Here is a 13,164-nt window from a genome sequence, read left to right as displayed (position 1 = left end):
TCGGGCCTGATCCATGACCTGCGATGGCGCGGCTGAACCGCCGCCTGCCTCGCCACGCCTGCCTTTCGACCTTCCGAGACCCGATCCCATGACCGACCAGACCCCGGACGTTGCGACCCCCGTCCCTAACTATGACGGCCCGCGCCGCATCCTGTCCGGCATCCAGGCCTCAGGCGCGCTGCACCTGGGCAACTACCTCGGCGCCTTGAAGCGGTTCGTGGAACTGCAGGACCAGGGCGCGCCGGTCTATGTCTTCGTCGCCGACATGCACGCCATCACCGTGTGGCAGGATCCCGCCAAACTGACCGCCCAGACGCGCGAGATCGCCGCCGCCTATCTCGCCTCGGGCCTGGATCCGGAAAAGGCGATCATCTTCCCGCAGTCGGCCGTACGCGCCCATGCGGAACTGGCCTGGATCTTCAACTGCGTCGCCCGCCTCGGCTGGCTCGACCGGATGACCCAGTTCAAGGAGAAGTCGGGCAAGCACAAGGAACGCTCCTCGGTCGGTCTCTATACCTATCCCGTGCTCCAGGCGGCCGACATCCTGCTGTACAAGGCGACCGAAGTGCCGGTCGGCGAGGACCAGAAGCAGCATCTGGAGCTGACCCGCGACATCGCCGCCAAGTTCAACAACGACTTCGGCGTTCCCGGCTTCTTCCCCGTGCCTGAGCCGATCATCCAGGGACCGGCGACCCGCGTCATGTCCCTGCGCGACGGGGCGGCCAAAATGTCCAAGTCGGATCCGTCCGACAACAGCCGCATCAACCTGACCGACGACGCCGACACGATCGCCTCCAAGATCAAGAAGGCCAAGACCGATTCCGAGCCGTTGCCGGAAACCCTGGAGGGCCTGAACGAACGGCCCGAGGCCAAGAATCTGGTCGCCATCTATGCGGCGTTGGCGGGCCTGACCCGCGAACAGGTGATCGCACAGTTTGGCGGCCAGGGCTTCGGCGCCTTCAAGCCGGCGCTGGCGGACCTAGCGGTGTCGTCGCTGGCGCCCGTGACGGCCGAGATGCGCCGTCTGATGGACGATCCGGCCGAGATCGACCGTGTGCTGAAGGCCGGCGCCGAACGCGCCGCCGAGGTCGCTGATCCTGTGGTGGACGAGGTCAAGAAGATCGTCGGCTTCTGGAGGGCGTAATGGGGGTCTATGAAGCCAAGGTCGTCTGGAACCGCGGCGACCAGCCCTTCCTGGACAAAGGCTACAGCCGCGCCCATTCCTGGAGCTTCGACGGCGGAGCGGTGGTGCCGGGGTCGTCGGCGCCCTCCAGCGTGCCCGTGCCGATGTCCGATCCGGCCGGCGTCGATCCGGAAGAAGCGATGATCGCCTCTCTGTCCAGCTGCCACATGCTGTGGTTCCTCGCCTTCGCCGCCAACGCCGGCCTGGTGGTCGACACCTATGTCGACGAGGCGTCGGGAAAGATGGGCAAGGACGATAATGGCAAGCGCTACCTCGCCGAGGTGACGCTGCGCCCCTTCACCAGCTTCACCGGCCGCGAGCCCGATCAGGCCGAGATCGACGCCCTGCACCACCAGGCCCACGACCATTGCGAAATGGCCCATTCGGTCCGCGCGACCATCACGGTAGAGGCGACGATCGGCTAGGCGGCGACCGCCGTCTATTCCTCAACCAAGGACCGGAACAGAGCGTGGGCGGCGATCATGCCGTCCGAGGTCGCCAGGGTGATGTTGGACGCGGCGCGCGCCAGATCGCCGGCGGCGAAGACGCCCGGCTGGGTCGTCTGCTGCATGGCGTCCACCTTGATCACTCGCCCCATCGGGGTGTCGGTCATCTCGCAGCCCAGCCGCTCGGCGAAAGGGCTGGCGACGCGCACATTGGCGCCGACGAACATGGCCTTCAGCTCGACGAACCGTCCGTCGGTCAGCCGCGCGCCACTCAGGCCCGGTGCCTCGCCCTCAAGCCGCGCGATGGACGTGGCCTCGATGGTGACCCCGCGTCGCTCCAGCAGATGGGCGTCTTCGGGCGACAGGCTCACGTCGAGATCCATGAACAGGGTGACCTGGCCCCATTCGGCGACCGTCGCCGCATACGGGACCGCGTGATTGCCGCGCCCGAGCACGCCGATGGGGCCGCCGCCGATCTCATAGCCGTGGCACCACGGACAGTGCAGGGCGGTGCGGCCCCAGCGTTCCTTCACCCCCGGGATATCGACCAGCACGTCCTCGACCCCGTGCGACAGCAGCAGCCGGCGGCCGCGTGTCCGTGTGCCGTCAGCGAAGGCGACCGAGAAACCGCCATCGATCCGTTCGACCTCGACCGCCTCCGCCATGCGGAAGGCGGCGGTCGGATAGGCCGCGACCTGGGCTCGAGCCGACGCCGTGATCTCAGCGCCGGGCTTTCCGTCATTTGTCAGGACGCCATGGGCGCGGGCGGCGAACCGATTGCGCGGCCGGCCGTCGTCGATGACCAGAACGCGGCGGCGCGCGCGGACCAGCTGCATGGCTGCGGATAAGCCGGCATAGGAGCCGCCGATGATCAGGGCGTCGTGCGGCATGTCGTCAGGACTTTCGAGCGTGGGCATGCAGGAGGTCTTTCTTGGGATGTTCGGCCATGCGGCGCGAGAAATCCGCCGCCAGATCGGCCAAGGTTATGTCGTTCAGGCGCGCGATCAGCAGGGCGCGGGCGGCGGCGTAGGTCTCGGCGAGGGCGTCATTGACCGCCGCCTCGACCAGGCAGCCGTCGGCCTCGATAGGCGGAGCGGCCGGAAACAGATCCGCGCCGCCGAGGGCCGCGTTCACCTGGCCCAGGGTGACCTGATCCAGCGGTCGCGACAGACGCCAGCCGCCGCCATGTCCCTTTTCCGACGCCACCAATTCCTGCTCGCGCAGGCCGGCCATTGTTCGGCGCACCACCACGGGATTGGTCGAAAGGCAGACCGCCAACTGGTCCGAGGTCATCGGCGAGCCGGTGCGTGTCTCATGCTCGGCCATGTGCAGCAGAGCGTGGAGAATGTTGGACAGACGAGAATCCCTTTTCATGTAACCGCAATTGTTACGTGATGGATCGCCCGTCAAGAGCGCGGGTCAGTTTTCTTTTCAGCTGTGTGGCACGGCGTCGGTCAGGAAGGCGCCGAAGCGGCGCAGGGCCTCGGTCGTCAGTTCCGGGTCGTGGCGCATGGGGCCGTTGTTGGTCGGTTCGTCGAAGGCGTGAGTGCCCCCGGCGATCCAGCTTTCGACCTCGGAGCCGCAGTTGCGGATCATGGCGTTGACCTGTTCGGCGTTGCGGACGGTGGTCAGGTGGTCGCGCTTGCAGGTGACGGCCAGGACGCGCGGGCAATGCCGCCAAGGCTTCAACCGGTTGAAGGCGAACGGGCCGATATAGGGATAGGCCAGCCAAACCGCCTTGACGCCGGACAGGTCGGCCTCGGCGGGATCGATCACGCCAAAGGCGCCGGGCGTCGGCGCGCCGCTCATCATCTCCATGATCGACCAGCCGCCGTGGCTCCAGCCGGCCAGGGCCAGCTTTGTCGCATCGACATCAGGGCGGGCCGAAACGCCCCGGATCGCCGCCAGCACGTCGCCCACCCGCTCATAGCCCCGGAACGACAAGCCCGTGCAGACCGCCGCCAGGGTGAAGGCCCGGCCCCAGCCGCGCGGGCCGTAGGAATCGACGATGAAGGCGCGCCAGCCCGCCGCCTTGGCGACCTCGGCATAGCGGGGCAGGTGATCGCGCAGACCTCCGCAGCCGTGGAACAACAGCACCGCCGGCCGGGGCCGGTCGTCGTCCGGGCCCACGACGGTGATGTGGGGCTCCAGCCGGGCCCAACGGCGCTTCAGATCATCCATCTCCGACATACGCCGCAGCTTGTCGGCGAAAGCCAGTCCAAAAATCCGGTGCTCAGCCAGCGCAGCGCAGCGTCAAGTTCAGCCGGCCGCCGCCGGGGATCAGGCGCGACGATCCGGCCAGCACGCGGTCGACGCCGTGACGGGCCAGGCGCGCGGGTCCGGTCAGGGCGCAGACATCGCCGCTGTCCAGCCTCAGCGTCGTGGTGCGTCCGCCCTCCGCCGCGCCGATGCGGAACGTCGCCGTGTCTCCCAGCGAGACCGACAGGACGGGCGCGCCGAGGTCGGCCTCGTCCTTGTCCTGGTGCAGGCCCATCTTGGCCGCATCGCGATACAGATTGACCAGACAGGCGTCCGGCAGCGTGGGCCAAGCGACCGTGGCGTCCCACAGGTCGAGCAGCATAGTCGGGATCGCGGGCCAGGGTTGCCTGGTCTCGGGATGGGTCGACTGATAGCGATAGCCGCCCCGGTCAGAGACCCACCCCAGCGGCCCGAAGTTGCTCATCTGAACCGAGAACGGCCGACCGCCCGGCGTGGTCGGCCGATAGAGGGGCGCATCATCCAGCCGGGCGAACACCTCCCCGATCAGATCGGCCTGCGCCGCTGCATCGAGCGCCCCCGGCCAGAGCCGGAAGCCCTCGACGGCGGTCTTCACCTCAACGGGTGTAGGTGTATTCGCTGACCTCACAGACATTGATGCGCGACCGCGTCAGCTCCTGACCGTTGGTGAACTCGGCCTTGAAGTCATAGATGCAGGCGCCCGAGCCGTCATCGATGTTGATGCGCACATCCTGCCCGCTTTCCAGAACGTCCGAGCCCAGGATGTCCTCTTCCCAGTCGTCGCTGCGTGAATCCGACGCGTAGAAGCGCAACATGGTCCAGCCGGTGCGGTTCTTGATGGTGACGTGCCGATCATAGCCGTCACGCGACTGGATGGCCGGCGCCCCAGCAGGCGGCGCGGCGGCCGCCGCAGAGCCGATCAGAACGGCGGCGGCGACGGCGGCCTTGAGCATGATCTTGATCATTGTTTCCTGTCCCTTCCTTCATCGCGGTCCCCAGAGCGCGATGGGAAATCTTATGCCCGACGATCGCTGTCTCCGCATCTTCGAATTTCAGCGTTCTTCGAAAGGGTTGAATCGCATAACGCCCTTGCGGGCCAGGGGGATTTTCCCATATCGGGGCCAGCTTCGGAGAAACCCCGCGAAACTTGGGGCTATCCAGCCTGATCCACGCCAACCCAACCGGGGGCGGTCACGCGCGGCGCTTCGTCGAAGGCCGCCGCATCGCCCGCCGAACCAGAGAGACTGAAGAACACATGGCCAAGATTATCGGCATTGACCTGGGCACCACCAACTCGTGCGTCGCCGTCATGGACGGCAAGACGCCGAAGGTGATCGAAAACGCCGAGGGCAACCGCACGACCCCGTCGGTCGTGGCGATCCAGGACGGCGCGGAAGTGCTGGTGGGCCAACCCGCCAAGCGCCAGGCCGTCACCAACCCGTCCAACACCTTCTTCGCCATCAAGCGCCTGATCGGCCGCAACTTCGATGATCCCGTCGTCGCCAAGGACAAGGGCATGGTGCCCTATGAGATCGTCAAGGGCCCGAATGGCGACGCTTGGGTGCGCGCCTTCGGCAAGGACTATTCCCCGCAGCAGATTTCGGCCTTCACCCTGACCAAGATGAAGGAAGCGGCCGAGGCCTATCTGGGCGACAAGGTCACCCAGGCCGTGATCACCGTGCCGGCCTACTTCAACGACAGCCAGCGTCAGGCGACCAAGGACGCCGGCAAGATCGCCGGCCTGGAAGTGCTGCGCATCATCAACGAGCCGACCGCGGCGGCCCTGGCCTATGGTCTGGAAAAGAACGACGGCCAGAAGATCGCCGTCTATGACCTGGGCGGCGGCACCTTCGACGTCTCGATCCTGGAGATCGGCGACGGCGTGTTCGAGGTGAAGTCGACCAACGGCGACACCTTCCTGGGCGGCGAGGACTTCGACCTGCGTCTGGTCGACTACCTGGCCGACGAGTTCAAGAAGGAGCAGTCGGTCGACCTGCGCCAGGACAAGCTGGCCCTGCAGCGCCTGAAGGAAGAGGCCGAAAAGGCCAAGAAGGAGCTGTCGACCACGACCCAGTACGAGGTCAACCTGCCGTTCATCACCATGAACGCCTCGGGTCCGCTGCACCTGAACATCAAACTGACGCGCGCCAAGCTGGAAAGCCTGGTCGAGGATCTGGTCCAACGCACGATCGAGCCGTGCAAGAAGGCTCTGGCGGACGCCGGCCTGAAGGCCTCGGACATCGACGAAGTGGTTCTGGTCGGCGGCATGACCCGCATGCCCAAGGTCGTGGAAGCCGTGAAGGCCTTCTTCGGCAAGGAACCGCACAAGGGCGTGAACCCTGACGAAGTCGTGGCCCTGGGCGCCGCCGTTCAGGCCGGGGTTCTGCAAGGCGACGTCAAGGACGTGCTGCTGCTGGACGTGACGCCGCTGACCTTGGGCATCGAAACCCTGGGCGGCGTCTTCACACCCCTGATCGAGCGCAACACGACGATCCCGACCAAGAAGAGCCAGACCTTCTCGACCGCCGACGACAACCAGTCGGCCGTGACGATCCGGGTCTTCCAGGGCGAGCGTCCGATGGCGTCGGACAACAAGATGCTGGGTCAGTTCGACCTGATGGGCATTCCGCCCGCACCGCGCGGCATGCCGCAGATCGAGGTCGCCTTCGACATCGACGCCAACGGCATCGTCAACGTCTCGGCCAAGGACAAGGCGACCAACAAGGAGCAGTCGATCCGCATCCAGGCGAACGGCGGCCTGTCGGACGCCGACATCGACAAGATGGTCAAGGAAGCCGAAGCCAACGCCGCGACCGACAAGGCCAAGAAGGATCTGGTCGAGGCGCAGAACGCCGCCGACAGCCTGATCCACTCGACCGAGAAGGCCCTGGCCGAACACGGCGACAAGGTCGGCGCGGACGAGAAGACGGCTATCGAGACCGGCCTGGCCGAGCTGAAGACCGCGCGCGAAGGCACGGACCCGGAAGACATCCGCGCCAAGACCAACACCCTGGTCCAGGCCTCGATGAAGCTGGGTGAGGCCATGTACGCCCAGCAGCAGGGCGACGCCGCCGCCGAAGGCCAGCCGGCCGACGACGGCGTGGTCGACGCCGAGTTCGAGGAAGTGTCTGACACGGACGGCGACGACAAGAAGAGCGCCTGATCCGTCACAGGTCGCTGAAATGATACGGCCCCGCTTGTCTTGCGATAGGCGGGGCCTTTTCATGAAACTTGCATCATTGGTCCCGGACCCCATGTCAGCCGGGACATCGATTTCGACCAACGCTCGATAAGAGGCGAGGCGAAAGCGAACGGGGAAGTATGAGGACGAACGCCCGATGGCGCGTGATTATTACGAAGTTCTGGGTGTCGAACGCACGATCGACGCCCCCGGCCTAAAAGCCGCCTACCGCAAGCTGGCCATGATCCACCACCCGGACCGCAACGGCGGCTCGGAAGAGTCGATGGCCAAGTTCAAGGAGTTGTCCGAGGCCTATACGGTGCTGTCGGATGACAACAAGCGCGCGGCCTATGATCGTTACGGCCATGCGGGCGTGAACGGCGGCGGGGGCGGCAATCCCTTCGGCCAGGGCGGCCAGGGCTTCTCGGACATCAATGACATCTTCTCCCAGGTCTTTGGCGATGCGTTCGGGGACGCGTTCGGCGGACGCCAGGGCCGGGGCCAGCAGGGCGGACCGCGCCGGGGCTCAGACCTGCGCTACGATCTGGAGATCACCCTGGAGCAGGCCTACAAGGGCGAGGACGTCGAGATCGACATCCCCTCGACCATGACCTGCGACACCTGCGAGGGGTCGGGGGCCAAGCCGGGCACCAAGCCTGTCACCTGCACCACCTGCCAGGGCGCCGGTCGCGTGCGCCAAGCGAACGGCTTCTTCCAAGTCGAGCGCACCTGCCCCCGTTGCCACGGCCAGGGTCAGATGATCGCCGATCCCTGCACCACCTGCCACGGGCATGGCCAGGTGCGCAAAACCCGCACCCTGAACCTGAAAATCCCCGCCGGCGTGGACGACGGTTCGCGCATCCGTCTGTCGGGCGAGGGCGATGCGGGCCAGCGCGGCGGACCGCGCGGCGATCTATACGTCTTCATCTCGGTCACGCCGCACGACCTGTTCGAGCGCGACAACCTGGACCTGCTGGTCACCGTGCCCGTGCCGATGACGGTGGCGGCCCTGGGCGGCGAGATCGACGCCCCTTGCCTGGTCTCAACGGCCTGCGACGGCAAGTGCAAGGCCTCGGTCGCCGTGCCGGCCGGCGCCCAGACCGGCAAGACCGTACGCATCAAGGGCAAGGGCATGCCCCATCTGAACGGCCGCAACCGGGGCGATCTGGTGGTCGAACTGTTCGTCGAGACGCCCACCGATCTGACCGCGCGCCAGCGTGAGTTGCTGGAAGAGCTTGCCCTGTCGTTCGGGGAGGGGCAGAACCCCAGGAATTCCAGCTTTGCCGGAAAGGCGAAGCGTTTCTGGGCCGACATCCTGGGCAGTCAGGACGCGGACGGGTCGAAAGAGAACGCGGTTTGAGCGCAATCTTCCACGCCGGCATTTCCGGCTATCGCGGCCGGATGGGGCGTGCGGTCTCTCAGGTTCTGGATGCCCGCGAAGACGTGGTGGTCGCCGCCCGCTTCGATTGGGGCGAAACCGCCGACCTGTCGCTGTGCGACGTGATCATCGACTTCTCGACCCCGGCCGCCTCGGTGGCCCTGGCCCAAAGCGCGGCCGAGCGCGGCGGCCCGGCCTTGGTGATCGGTTCGACCGGCTTCACGGACGAGCAGGAGGCCGACCTGATGAAGGCCGCCGAGAAGGTCGCCATCGTCAAAAGCGGCAACTTCTCCCTGGGCGTGAACATCCTGATCGGCCTGGTCCAGCACGCGGCCCAACGTCTGGACGCCCAGGATTGGGACATCGAGATCACCGAGGCCCACCACCGCCGCAAGGTCGATTCACCCTCGGGCACGGCCTTGATGCTGGGCGAAGCCGCCGCCGAGGGGCGGTTCGCGGATCTGGATGACCTGCGCTCCAAACCCTATGACGGCGTGCAGGGCGAGCGCGAGAGCGGCAAGATCGGTTTTTCCTCCATCCGCGCCGGCGGCATCATCGGCGAGCATACCGTGCTGTTCGCATCGGAAGACGAGGTGCTGACCCTGAGCCACTCGGCGATCGATCGGTCGCTGTTCGCCAAGGGCGCGGTGGCCGCCGCCGCCTGGGTGCGGACGCGGGGCCCCGGTCTCTATGACATGCAGGACGTGTTGGGCTTCCGGCAGGCTTAAGCCTGGGGCGCTGCGCGCCGCGCTATGTTCGCGACGCGGTCGCTCACGACTTGAGCGCTAAAAAGACACTAAGCCGCGTCTTCCTGCGCCGGCAGGCCGTAGGCGTCCCATAGTGAGCGGTCCTTCAGCGCCTTGGCGAGGAAGGCGACGTGGGCGGCCTGTTCCTCGGGCGTGGAGCGCGGCGCCAAGGGGCGGGGACGCTGGCCGTAGGCGGCGGTTTCGATGACGCCGCCAGGACCACGACCGACCGGCGCGGAGGACAGGTCCAGCACCCGTTCCTTGCCGCCGCGAAGCTCCAGATAAACCTCGGCCAGCAGACGGGCGTCGATCAGGGCGCCGTGCAGCGTCCGCTCGACCAGCGACACCTTATAGCGTTTGCACAGGGCGTCCAGCGAGTTGGGCATGCCCGGAAACCGGGTCTGGGCCAGTTTCAGCGTATCGATCCAGCGCGCCTCGCCGGTGATCGGCCGGCCGCACCGCGCATATTCGAAGTCGATGAAGTTACGGTCGAAGGCGGCGTTGTGGGCGATCATCTGCGCATCGCCTATGAATTCGATCAGCTCGTCGGCGATCTCGGCGAACTTGGGCGCATCCTTGACCTTTTCGTCGGTGATGCCGTGAACCCGGATGGCGTCGGGCGGGATCAGCCGCTCGGGATTGACGAACCGATGGAAGGTCCGCCCCGTCGGCAACAGATCCTGGATCTCGATACAGCCGACCTCGATCAGCCGGTCGCCCGTCTTGGGGTCGAAGCCGGTGGTTTCCGTATCCAGAACGATCTCGCGCGCCATTCGCCCTTAATGGCGGCATTCGCCTCAGCGCGAAAGGCTCGCCGCGCCGCGCCGGGGAGATATCCACGACGGGTCCAGAACGGCGGCGACGATCGCCTCGACCTCGGCCCGCGCGGCCTCCAAACCCCGGCCGGTGTCGATGACGAAATCGGCGCGCGCGCGCTTTTCGGCGTCCGGCATCTGGCGCGCCAGGATGACGTCGAACCGTTCGCGGGTCATGCCGGGACGAGCCAGGACCCGCTCCGCCTGGATGGCCGGATCGGCGGTGACCACGACAACGGCGTCGACAGCCCTGTCTCCGCCCGTCTCGAACAGCAGGGGGATGTCCAGAACCGCCAGTTTCACACCCGCTGTGCGCGCCGCCTCCAGATCGGCCGCGCGCCCCTGGGCGACCAAGGGGTGGACGATGGCCTCCAGACGCCGAAAGGCGGTCTCGTCTTTCCCAAGCGCCTCAGCCAGACGCGTGCGATCGACCGCGCCGTCCACGACGACGCCGGGAAAGGCTTCGCCCACAGGACCGACCGCCTCACCGCCGCGCGCGTAGAGGCGGTGAACCGTGTCGTCGGCGTTCCAAACGACGGCCCCCAAATCGGCGAACATGGCCGTCGTCGTCGACTTGCCCATGCCGATGGAGCCGGTGAGACCGAGCAGGATCATGCCGTCTCGCACAGATGTTTCATCAACAGGGCGCGAAGATCGAGAGGCGGCGGCGCGCGGCGGAACAGGGATTCGAACGACGGCGCCGCCTGGCCGATCAACATGGCCAATCCATCCACCGTCGGCAGGCCGCGTTCGCGCGCTGCCGTCAGGAACGGCGTGGACAGCGGCTTGTAGGTCATGTCCATCACCACCGTGCCGGGCGCGATCCGGTCGAAGTCAATGGTCGGCGGGACGCTGAGCGCATTGATGACCAGGGCCGCGCCGTCGAAGGCGTCGCCGTCCGCCATGACCCGAACCGAGGGTCCAAGATCAGCGGCCAGGGCCTCGGCGCGTTCGGGCGAACGGTTGACGATCCGCACCTCGGCGCCCGCCTCGACCAAGGCGCCGCAGCCTGCACGGGCGGCGCCGCCGGCGCCCAGCATCACCACAGGTCGCCCTCCCACGTCCAGGTCCGCCGCCTGTTCGTTCAGGCCGCGGATCAGGCCGATCCCGTCGGAACTGTCGGCCAGCACCCGGCCGTTTTCGAACTGCAGGATATTGGCCGAGGACGTCAGCCGGGCCGCCCCCGTCGCCTGATCCGCCAAGGCGAAGGCCTGTTCCTTGAACGGGGCGGTGACGTTCAGCCCCATGATCAGACCCGCACGCCCCGCCGCGACCAGCGCCTCGAAACCGGCCGCATCGGCAGGGGCGAAGGGGACATAGGCGCCGTCGATGTCGCCCGCCGCCAGCCAAGCGTTGTGAATGACCGGGCTGAGCGAATGGGCGACAGGATTTCCGGCGATCCCGGCGACCATGGCGGCCCCGGTTATGCGGTGCGTGCTCATGCCGCGATCACCCCCGCCCGACGCAATTCTTTCAGCACCGGCCAGAGCGGCAGGCCCAGCACCGTGAAATAGTCGCCGTCCACCGCCTCGAACAGCTGCGAGCCCAGCCCCTCAAGCCGGTAGGAACCGACGCAGGACAGCAGGGCCTCGCCCTCGGCCGCCAGATAGGCGTCGAGGAAGGCGTCCGAGAAATCGCGCATCCGCATCTGAACCGTATCGACGCCGGACCAGACGATCTGGCCCTTGGTCGCCAATGCTGCGCCGGAATGCAGCTGGTGCGACTTGCCACGCATAGCTTTCAGCCGCTCGCGCGCCGCATCCAGAGACCTGGCCTTGGAGACCAGGCCGCCGTCGAAGGCCAGGGTCTGATCCGAGCCCAACACCCAGGCGGTCTCGTCGTCGCGCGAGACGGCCAGGGCCTTGGCTTCCGCAAGACGAACGGCGAGGGCGGCGGCGTCCAGATCGGTCGAGACGGTCTTGATGGCGTCCTCGTCCACATCGGCGACGCGCACCTCGAAGGCGACGCCGGCGTTTTCCAGCATGGCGCGCCGGGCCGCGCTCTTGGACGCCAGGATCAGGGTTCCGCGCTCAAGCAGCCCGGAGGGCGATAGCGCAACAGAAACGCTCATCACCAGGTCGTCCCGATCTTGTGGTTGCGATGCTCGCTCAGAAGATTGGTGATCGCCGCCGCCGTCTCTTCCACCGAACGGCGGGTCACGTCGATGGTGGGCCAGCCGCGCCGCTCGAAAGCGCGGCGCGCCTTGATCGTCTCGTCGCGCACAGCGTCCTGATCGGTGTAGTTCGACGACTGGCTGGCGTTCAGATTGTCGATGCGGTTGCGCCGGATCTGAACCAGCCGATCGGGCGACACGGTCAGGCCGATCACCAAGGGGTTCTTCAGCTTGGTCAGCCGCTCGCCGTCCTCCTGGCCCGGCACCAGAGGCACGTTGGCCGCCCGGATGCCCCGGTGGGCCAGATAGATGCAGGTGGGGGTCTTGGATGTCCGGCTGACCCCGCACAGAACGACGTCGGCGCCCTCCAGCTGATCCAGAGAGCCTTGGCCGTCGTCGTAGGCCATGGCGAAGTCCAGCGCCGCGATCCGGTTGAAATAGTCGTGGTCCAGCGCGTGCTGGGCGCCGACGCGGGTGGACAGGGCCGCGCCGAGATAGCGCGACATGGCCCCGACCAGCGGATCCAGCGCGCCGATCTGGGGCATGTCCAGGCGACGGCAGCCTTCTTCCAGCTGCTCGCGCAGATCGCGGTCGACCAGGGTGTGGAGAACGACGCCCGGCGCGGATTCAACTTCCTGCAGCACCCGCTCCATCTGCTTTTCGGACCGGACCAGCGAATAGATGTGCTCGATCGGAATAACGCCGTCGAAGCGTGCGGTCACCGCCTTGGCCATGGCGTTCAAGGTCTCGCCGGTGGAGTCCGACACCAGGTGAACGTGGAAATAGGTGGCCAGACGGGCCGGTCCCGAGGGTCTCGCAGGGCTCATAAGACTGTCTGTCTCCCTGTTGAAAGTTGGGGGACGGCGTTGGACCGTCGGGGCGCCGTTTTTCTTAGCCGCTGATCGATCCGCCCGCGAGCGGGGATGATGGTGGATCGCGTTGGTCGTCGGCCGCCGGATCATCCCAAGGCGGAAAACCGAATTTCCAACCGCTGTGGAAAATCCTAATGAAAGGTTAACGGCGCTTAAACGCGTTCACAGCCGCAAGTCCCCGCAAACCCTTGC

15 protein-coding genes are annotated in these 13,164 nt (G+C 66.7%); 5 read left to right on the top strand and 10 right to left on the bottom strand.

Translation table 11 applies throughout. The features are described 5' to 3' along the window. Window positions 1-88: 88 nt before the first annotated feature. Entirely contained in the window at window positions 89-1,144 is a 1,056-nt protein-coding gene (gene trpS / locus E4341_RS01815) for a tryptophan--tRNA ligase (RefSeq protein ID WP_165114718.1), read from the top strand. After that, complete coding sequence (locus E4341_RS01810) at window positions 1,144-1,608, top strand: OsmC family protein (protein ID WP_165114716.1); 465 nt, start codon at window positions 1,144-1,146, stop codon at window positions 1,606-1,608. Before trpS ends, E4341_RS01810 begins: the two co-directional genes overlap by 1 nt. A 14-nt stretch (window positions 1,609-1,622) precedes the next feature. Here the strand turns inward: E4341_RS01810 and E4341_RS01805 are convergent, their stop codons facing one another. From E4341_RS01805 to E4341_RS01785, 5 genes are read right to left on the bottom strand one after another with little or no spacing between them, the layout of a single operon-like run. Continuing rightward, a complete protein-coding gene (locus E4341_RS01805; protein ID WP_240893597.1) occupies window positions 1,623-2,546 on the bottom strand; it encodes an NAD(P)/FAD-dependent oxidoreductase in 924 nt (307 codons plus the stop codon). Further along, a complete protein-coding gene (locus tag E4341_RS01800) occupies window positions 2,524-3,003 on the bottom strand; it encodes an Rrf2 family transcriptional regulator (protein WP_165114714.1) in 480 nt (159 codons plus the stop codon). The genes E4341_RS01805 and E4341_RS01800 overlap by 23 nt, the downstream gene beginning before the upstream one ends. Window positions 3,004-3,060: 57 nt before the next feature. Continuing rightward, window positions 3,061-3,819, bottom strand: coding sequence for a dienelactone hydrolase family protein (locus E4341_RS01795; RefSeq protein ID WP_240893596.1), 759 nt, complete (start codon window positions 3,817-3,819; stop codon window positions 3,061-3,063). A gap of 43 nt (window positions 3,820-3,862) precedes the next feature. Further along, on the bottom strand, window positions 3,863-4,501 hold the full coding sequence (locus tag E4341_RS01790; protein WP_165114712.1) for an alpha-ketoglutarate-dependent dioxygenase AlkB: 639 nt from the start codon (window positions 4,499-4,501) through the stop codon (window positions 3,863-3,865). Further along, window positions 4,464-4,832: a hypothetical protein gene (locus E4341_RS01785; RefSeq protein ID WP_066553572.1), complete on the bottom strand. Its 369-nt coding sequence runs from the start codon at window positions 4,830-4,832 to the stop codon at window positions 4,464-4,466. Before E4341_RS01785 ends, E4341_RS01790 begins: the two co-directional genes overlap by 38 nt. A gap of 290 nt (window positions 4,833-5,122) precedes the next feature. Between E4341_RS01785 and dnaK the strand changes: the two genes are divergently transcribed. The 3 genes from dnaK (at window position 5,123) to dapB (ending at window position 9,154) form a co-directional block, all read left to right on the top strand. Next, on the top strand, window positions 5,123-7,030 hold the full coding sequence (gene dnaK / locus E4341_RS01780; protein WP_039246674.1) for a molecular chaperone DnaK: 1,908 nt from the start codon (window positions 5,123-5,125) through the stop codon (window positions 7,028-7,030). Window positions 7,031-7,205: 175 nt separating this feature from the next. Beyond that, entirely contained in the window at window positions 7,206-8,408 is a 1,203-nt protein-coding gene (gene dnaJ / locus E4341_RS01775) for a molecular chaperone DnaJ (protein ID WP_055755084.1), read from the top strand. Beyond that, window positions 8,405-9,154: a 4-hydroxy-tetrahydrodipicolinate reductase gene (gene dapB, locus E4341_RS01770; protein ID WP_066553577.1), complete on the top strand. Its 750-nt coding sequence runs from the start codon at window positions 8,405-8,407 to the stop codon at window positions 9,152-9,154. The genes dnaJ and dapB overlap by 4 nt, the downstream gene beginning before the upstream one ends. A gap of 68 nt (window positions 9,155-9,222) precedes the next feature. On the opposite strand, the gene dnaQ is transcribed toward dapB, so the two are convergent. From dnaQ to E4341_RS01745, 5 genes are read right to left on the bottom strand one after another with little or no spacing between them, the layout of a single operon-like run. Further along, window positions 9,223-9,945: a DNA polymerase III subunit epsilon gene (dnaQ, locus tag E4341_RS01765; protein ID WP_165114710.1), complete on the bottom strand. Its 723-nt coding sequence runs from the start codon at window positions 9,943-9,945 to the stop codon at window positions 9,223-9,225. A gap of 24 nt (window positions 9,946-9,969) precedes the next feature. Continuing rightward, window positions 9,970-10,602: a dephospho-CoA kinase gene (gene coaE / locus E4341_RS01760; RefSeq protein ID WP_165114708.1), complete on the bottom strand. Its 633-nt coding sequence runs from the start codon at window positions 10,600-10,602 to the stop codon at window positions 9,970-9,972. Then, on the bottom strand, window positions 10,599-11,429 hold the full coding sequence (locus E4341_RS01755; RefSeq protein ID WP_165114706.1) for a shikimate dehydrogenase: 831 nt from the start codon (window positions 11,427-11,429) through the stop codon (window positions 10,599-10,601). The genes coaE and E4341_RS01755 overlap by 4 nt, the downstream gene beginning before the upstream one ends. Continuing rightward, window positions 11,426-12,058, bottom strand: a complete 633-nt coding sequence (locus E4341_RS01750) for a nucleoside triphosphate pyrophosphatase (RefSeq protein WP_165114704.1) — start codon at window positions 12,056-12,058, stop codon at window positions 11,426-11,428. The genes E4341_RS01755 and E4341_RS01750 overlap by 4 nt, the downstream gene beginning before the upstream one ends. Continuing rightward, entirely contained in the window at window positions 12,058-12,927 is an 870-nt protein-coding gene (locus E4341_RS01745; protein WP_165114702.1) for a pyruvate, water dikinase regulatory protein, read from the bottom strand. The genes E4341_RS01750 and E4341_RS01745 overlap by 1 nt, the downstream gene beginning before the upstream one ends. Window positions 12,928-13,164: the final 237 nt, after the last annotated feature.

Origin of the sequence: Brevundimonas sp. 'scallop', from assembly GCF_011045535.1 — a bacterium.
GTDB classification, from domain to species: Bacteria; Pseudomonadota; Alphaproteobacteria; order Caulobacterales; family Caulobacteraceae; genus Brevundimonas; species Brevundimonas vesicularis.
The sequence above is the reverse complement of the archived record's forward strand: the minus strand, read 5'-3'. Positions and strand labels throughout refer to the sequence as shown.

Coding starts and splice junctions, on each gene's coding strand:
- trpS (WP_165114718.1), top strand. CDS start 89: ATGACCGACCAGACCCCGGACGTTGCGACCCCCGTCCCTAACTATGAC.
- E4341_RS01810 (WP_165114716.1), top strand. CDS start 1,144: ATGGGGGTCTATGAAGCCAAGGTCGTCTGGAACCGCGGCGACCAGCCC.
- E4341_RS01805 (WP_240893597.1), bottom strand. CDS start 2,546: ATGCCCACGCTCGAAAGTCCTGACGACATGCCGCACGACGCCCTGATC.
- E4341_RS01800 (WP_165114714.1), bottom strand. CDS start 3,003: ATGAAAAGGGATTCTCGTCTGTCCAACATTCTCCACGCTCTGCTGCAC.
- E4341_RS01795 (WP_240893596.1), bottom strand. CDS start 3,819: ATGTCGGAGATGGATGATCTGAAGCGCCGTTGGGCCCGGCTGGAGCCC.
- E4341_RS01790 (WP_165114712.1), bottom strand. CDS start 4,501: ATGTCTGTGAGGTCAGCGAATACACCTACACCCGTTGAGGTGAAGACC.
- E4341_RS01785 (WP_066553572.1), bottom strand. CDS start 4,832: ATGATCAAGATCATGCTCAAGGCCGCCGTCGCCGCCGCCGTTCTGATC.
- dnaK (WP_039246674.1), top strand. CDS start 5,123: ATGGCCAAGATTATCGGCATTGACCTGGGCACCACCAACTCGTGCGTC.
- dnaJ (WP_055755084.1), top strand. CDS start 7,206: ATGGCGCGTGATTATTACGAAGTTCTGGGTGTCGAACGCACGATCGAC.
- dnaQ (WP_165114710.1), bottom strand. CDS start 9,945: ATGGCGCGCGAGATCGTTCTGGATACGGAAACCACCGGCTTCGACCCC.
- coaE (WP_165114708.1), bottom strand. CDS start 10,602: ATGATCCTGCTCGGTCTCACCGGCTCCATCGGCATGGGCAAGTCGACG.
- E4341_RS01755 (WP_165114706.1), bottom strand. CDS start 11,429: ATGAGCACGCACCGCATAACCGGGGCCGCCATGGTCGCCGGGATCGCC.
- E4341_RS01750 (WP_165114704.1), bottom strand. CDS start 12,058: ATGAGCGTTTCTGTTGCGCTATCGCCCTCCGGGCTGCTTGAGCGCGGA.
- E4341_RS01745 (WP_165114702.1), bottom strand. CDS start 12,927: ATGAGCCCTGCGAGACCCTCGGGACCGGCCCGTCTGGCCACCTATTTC.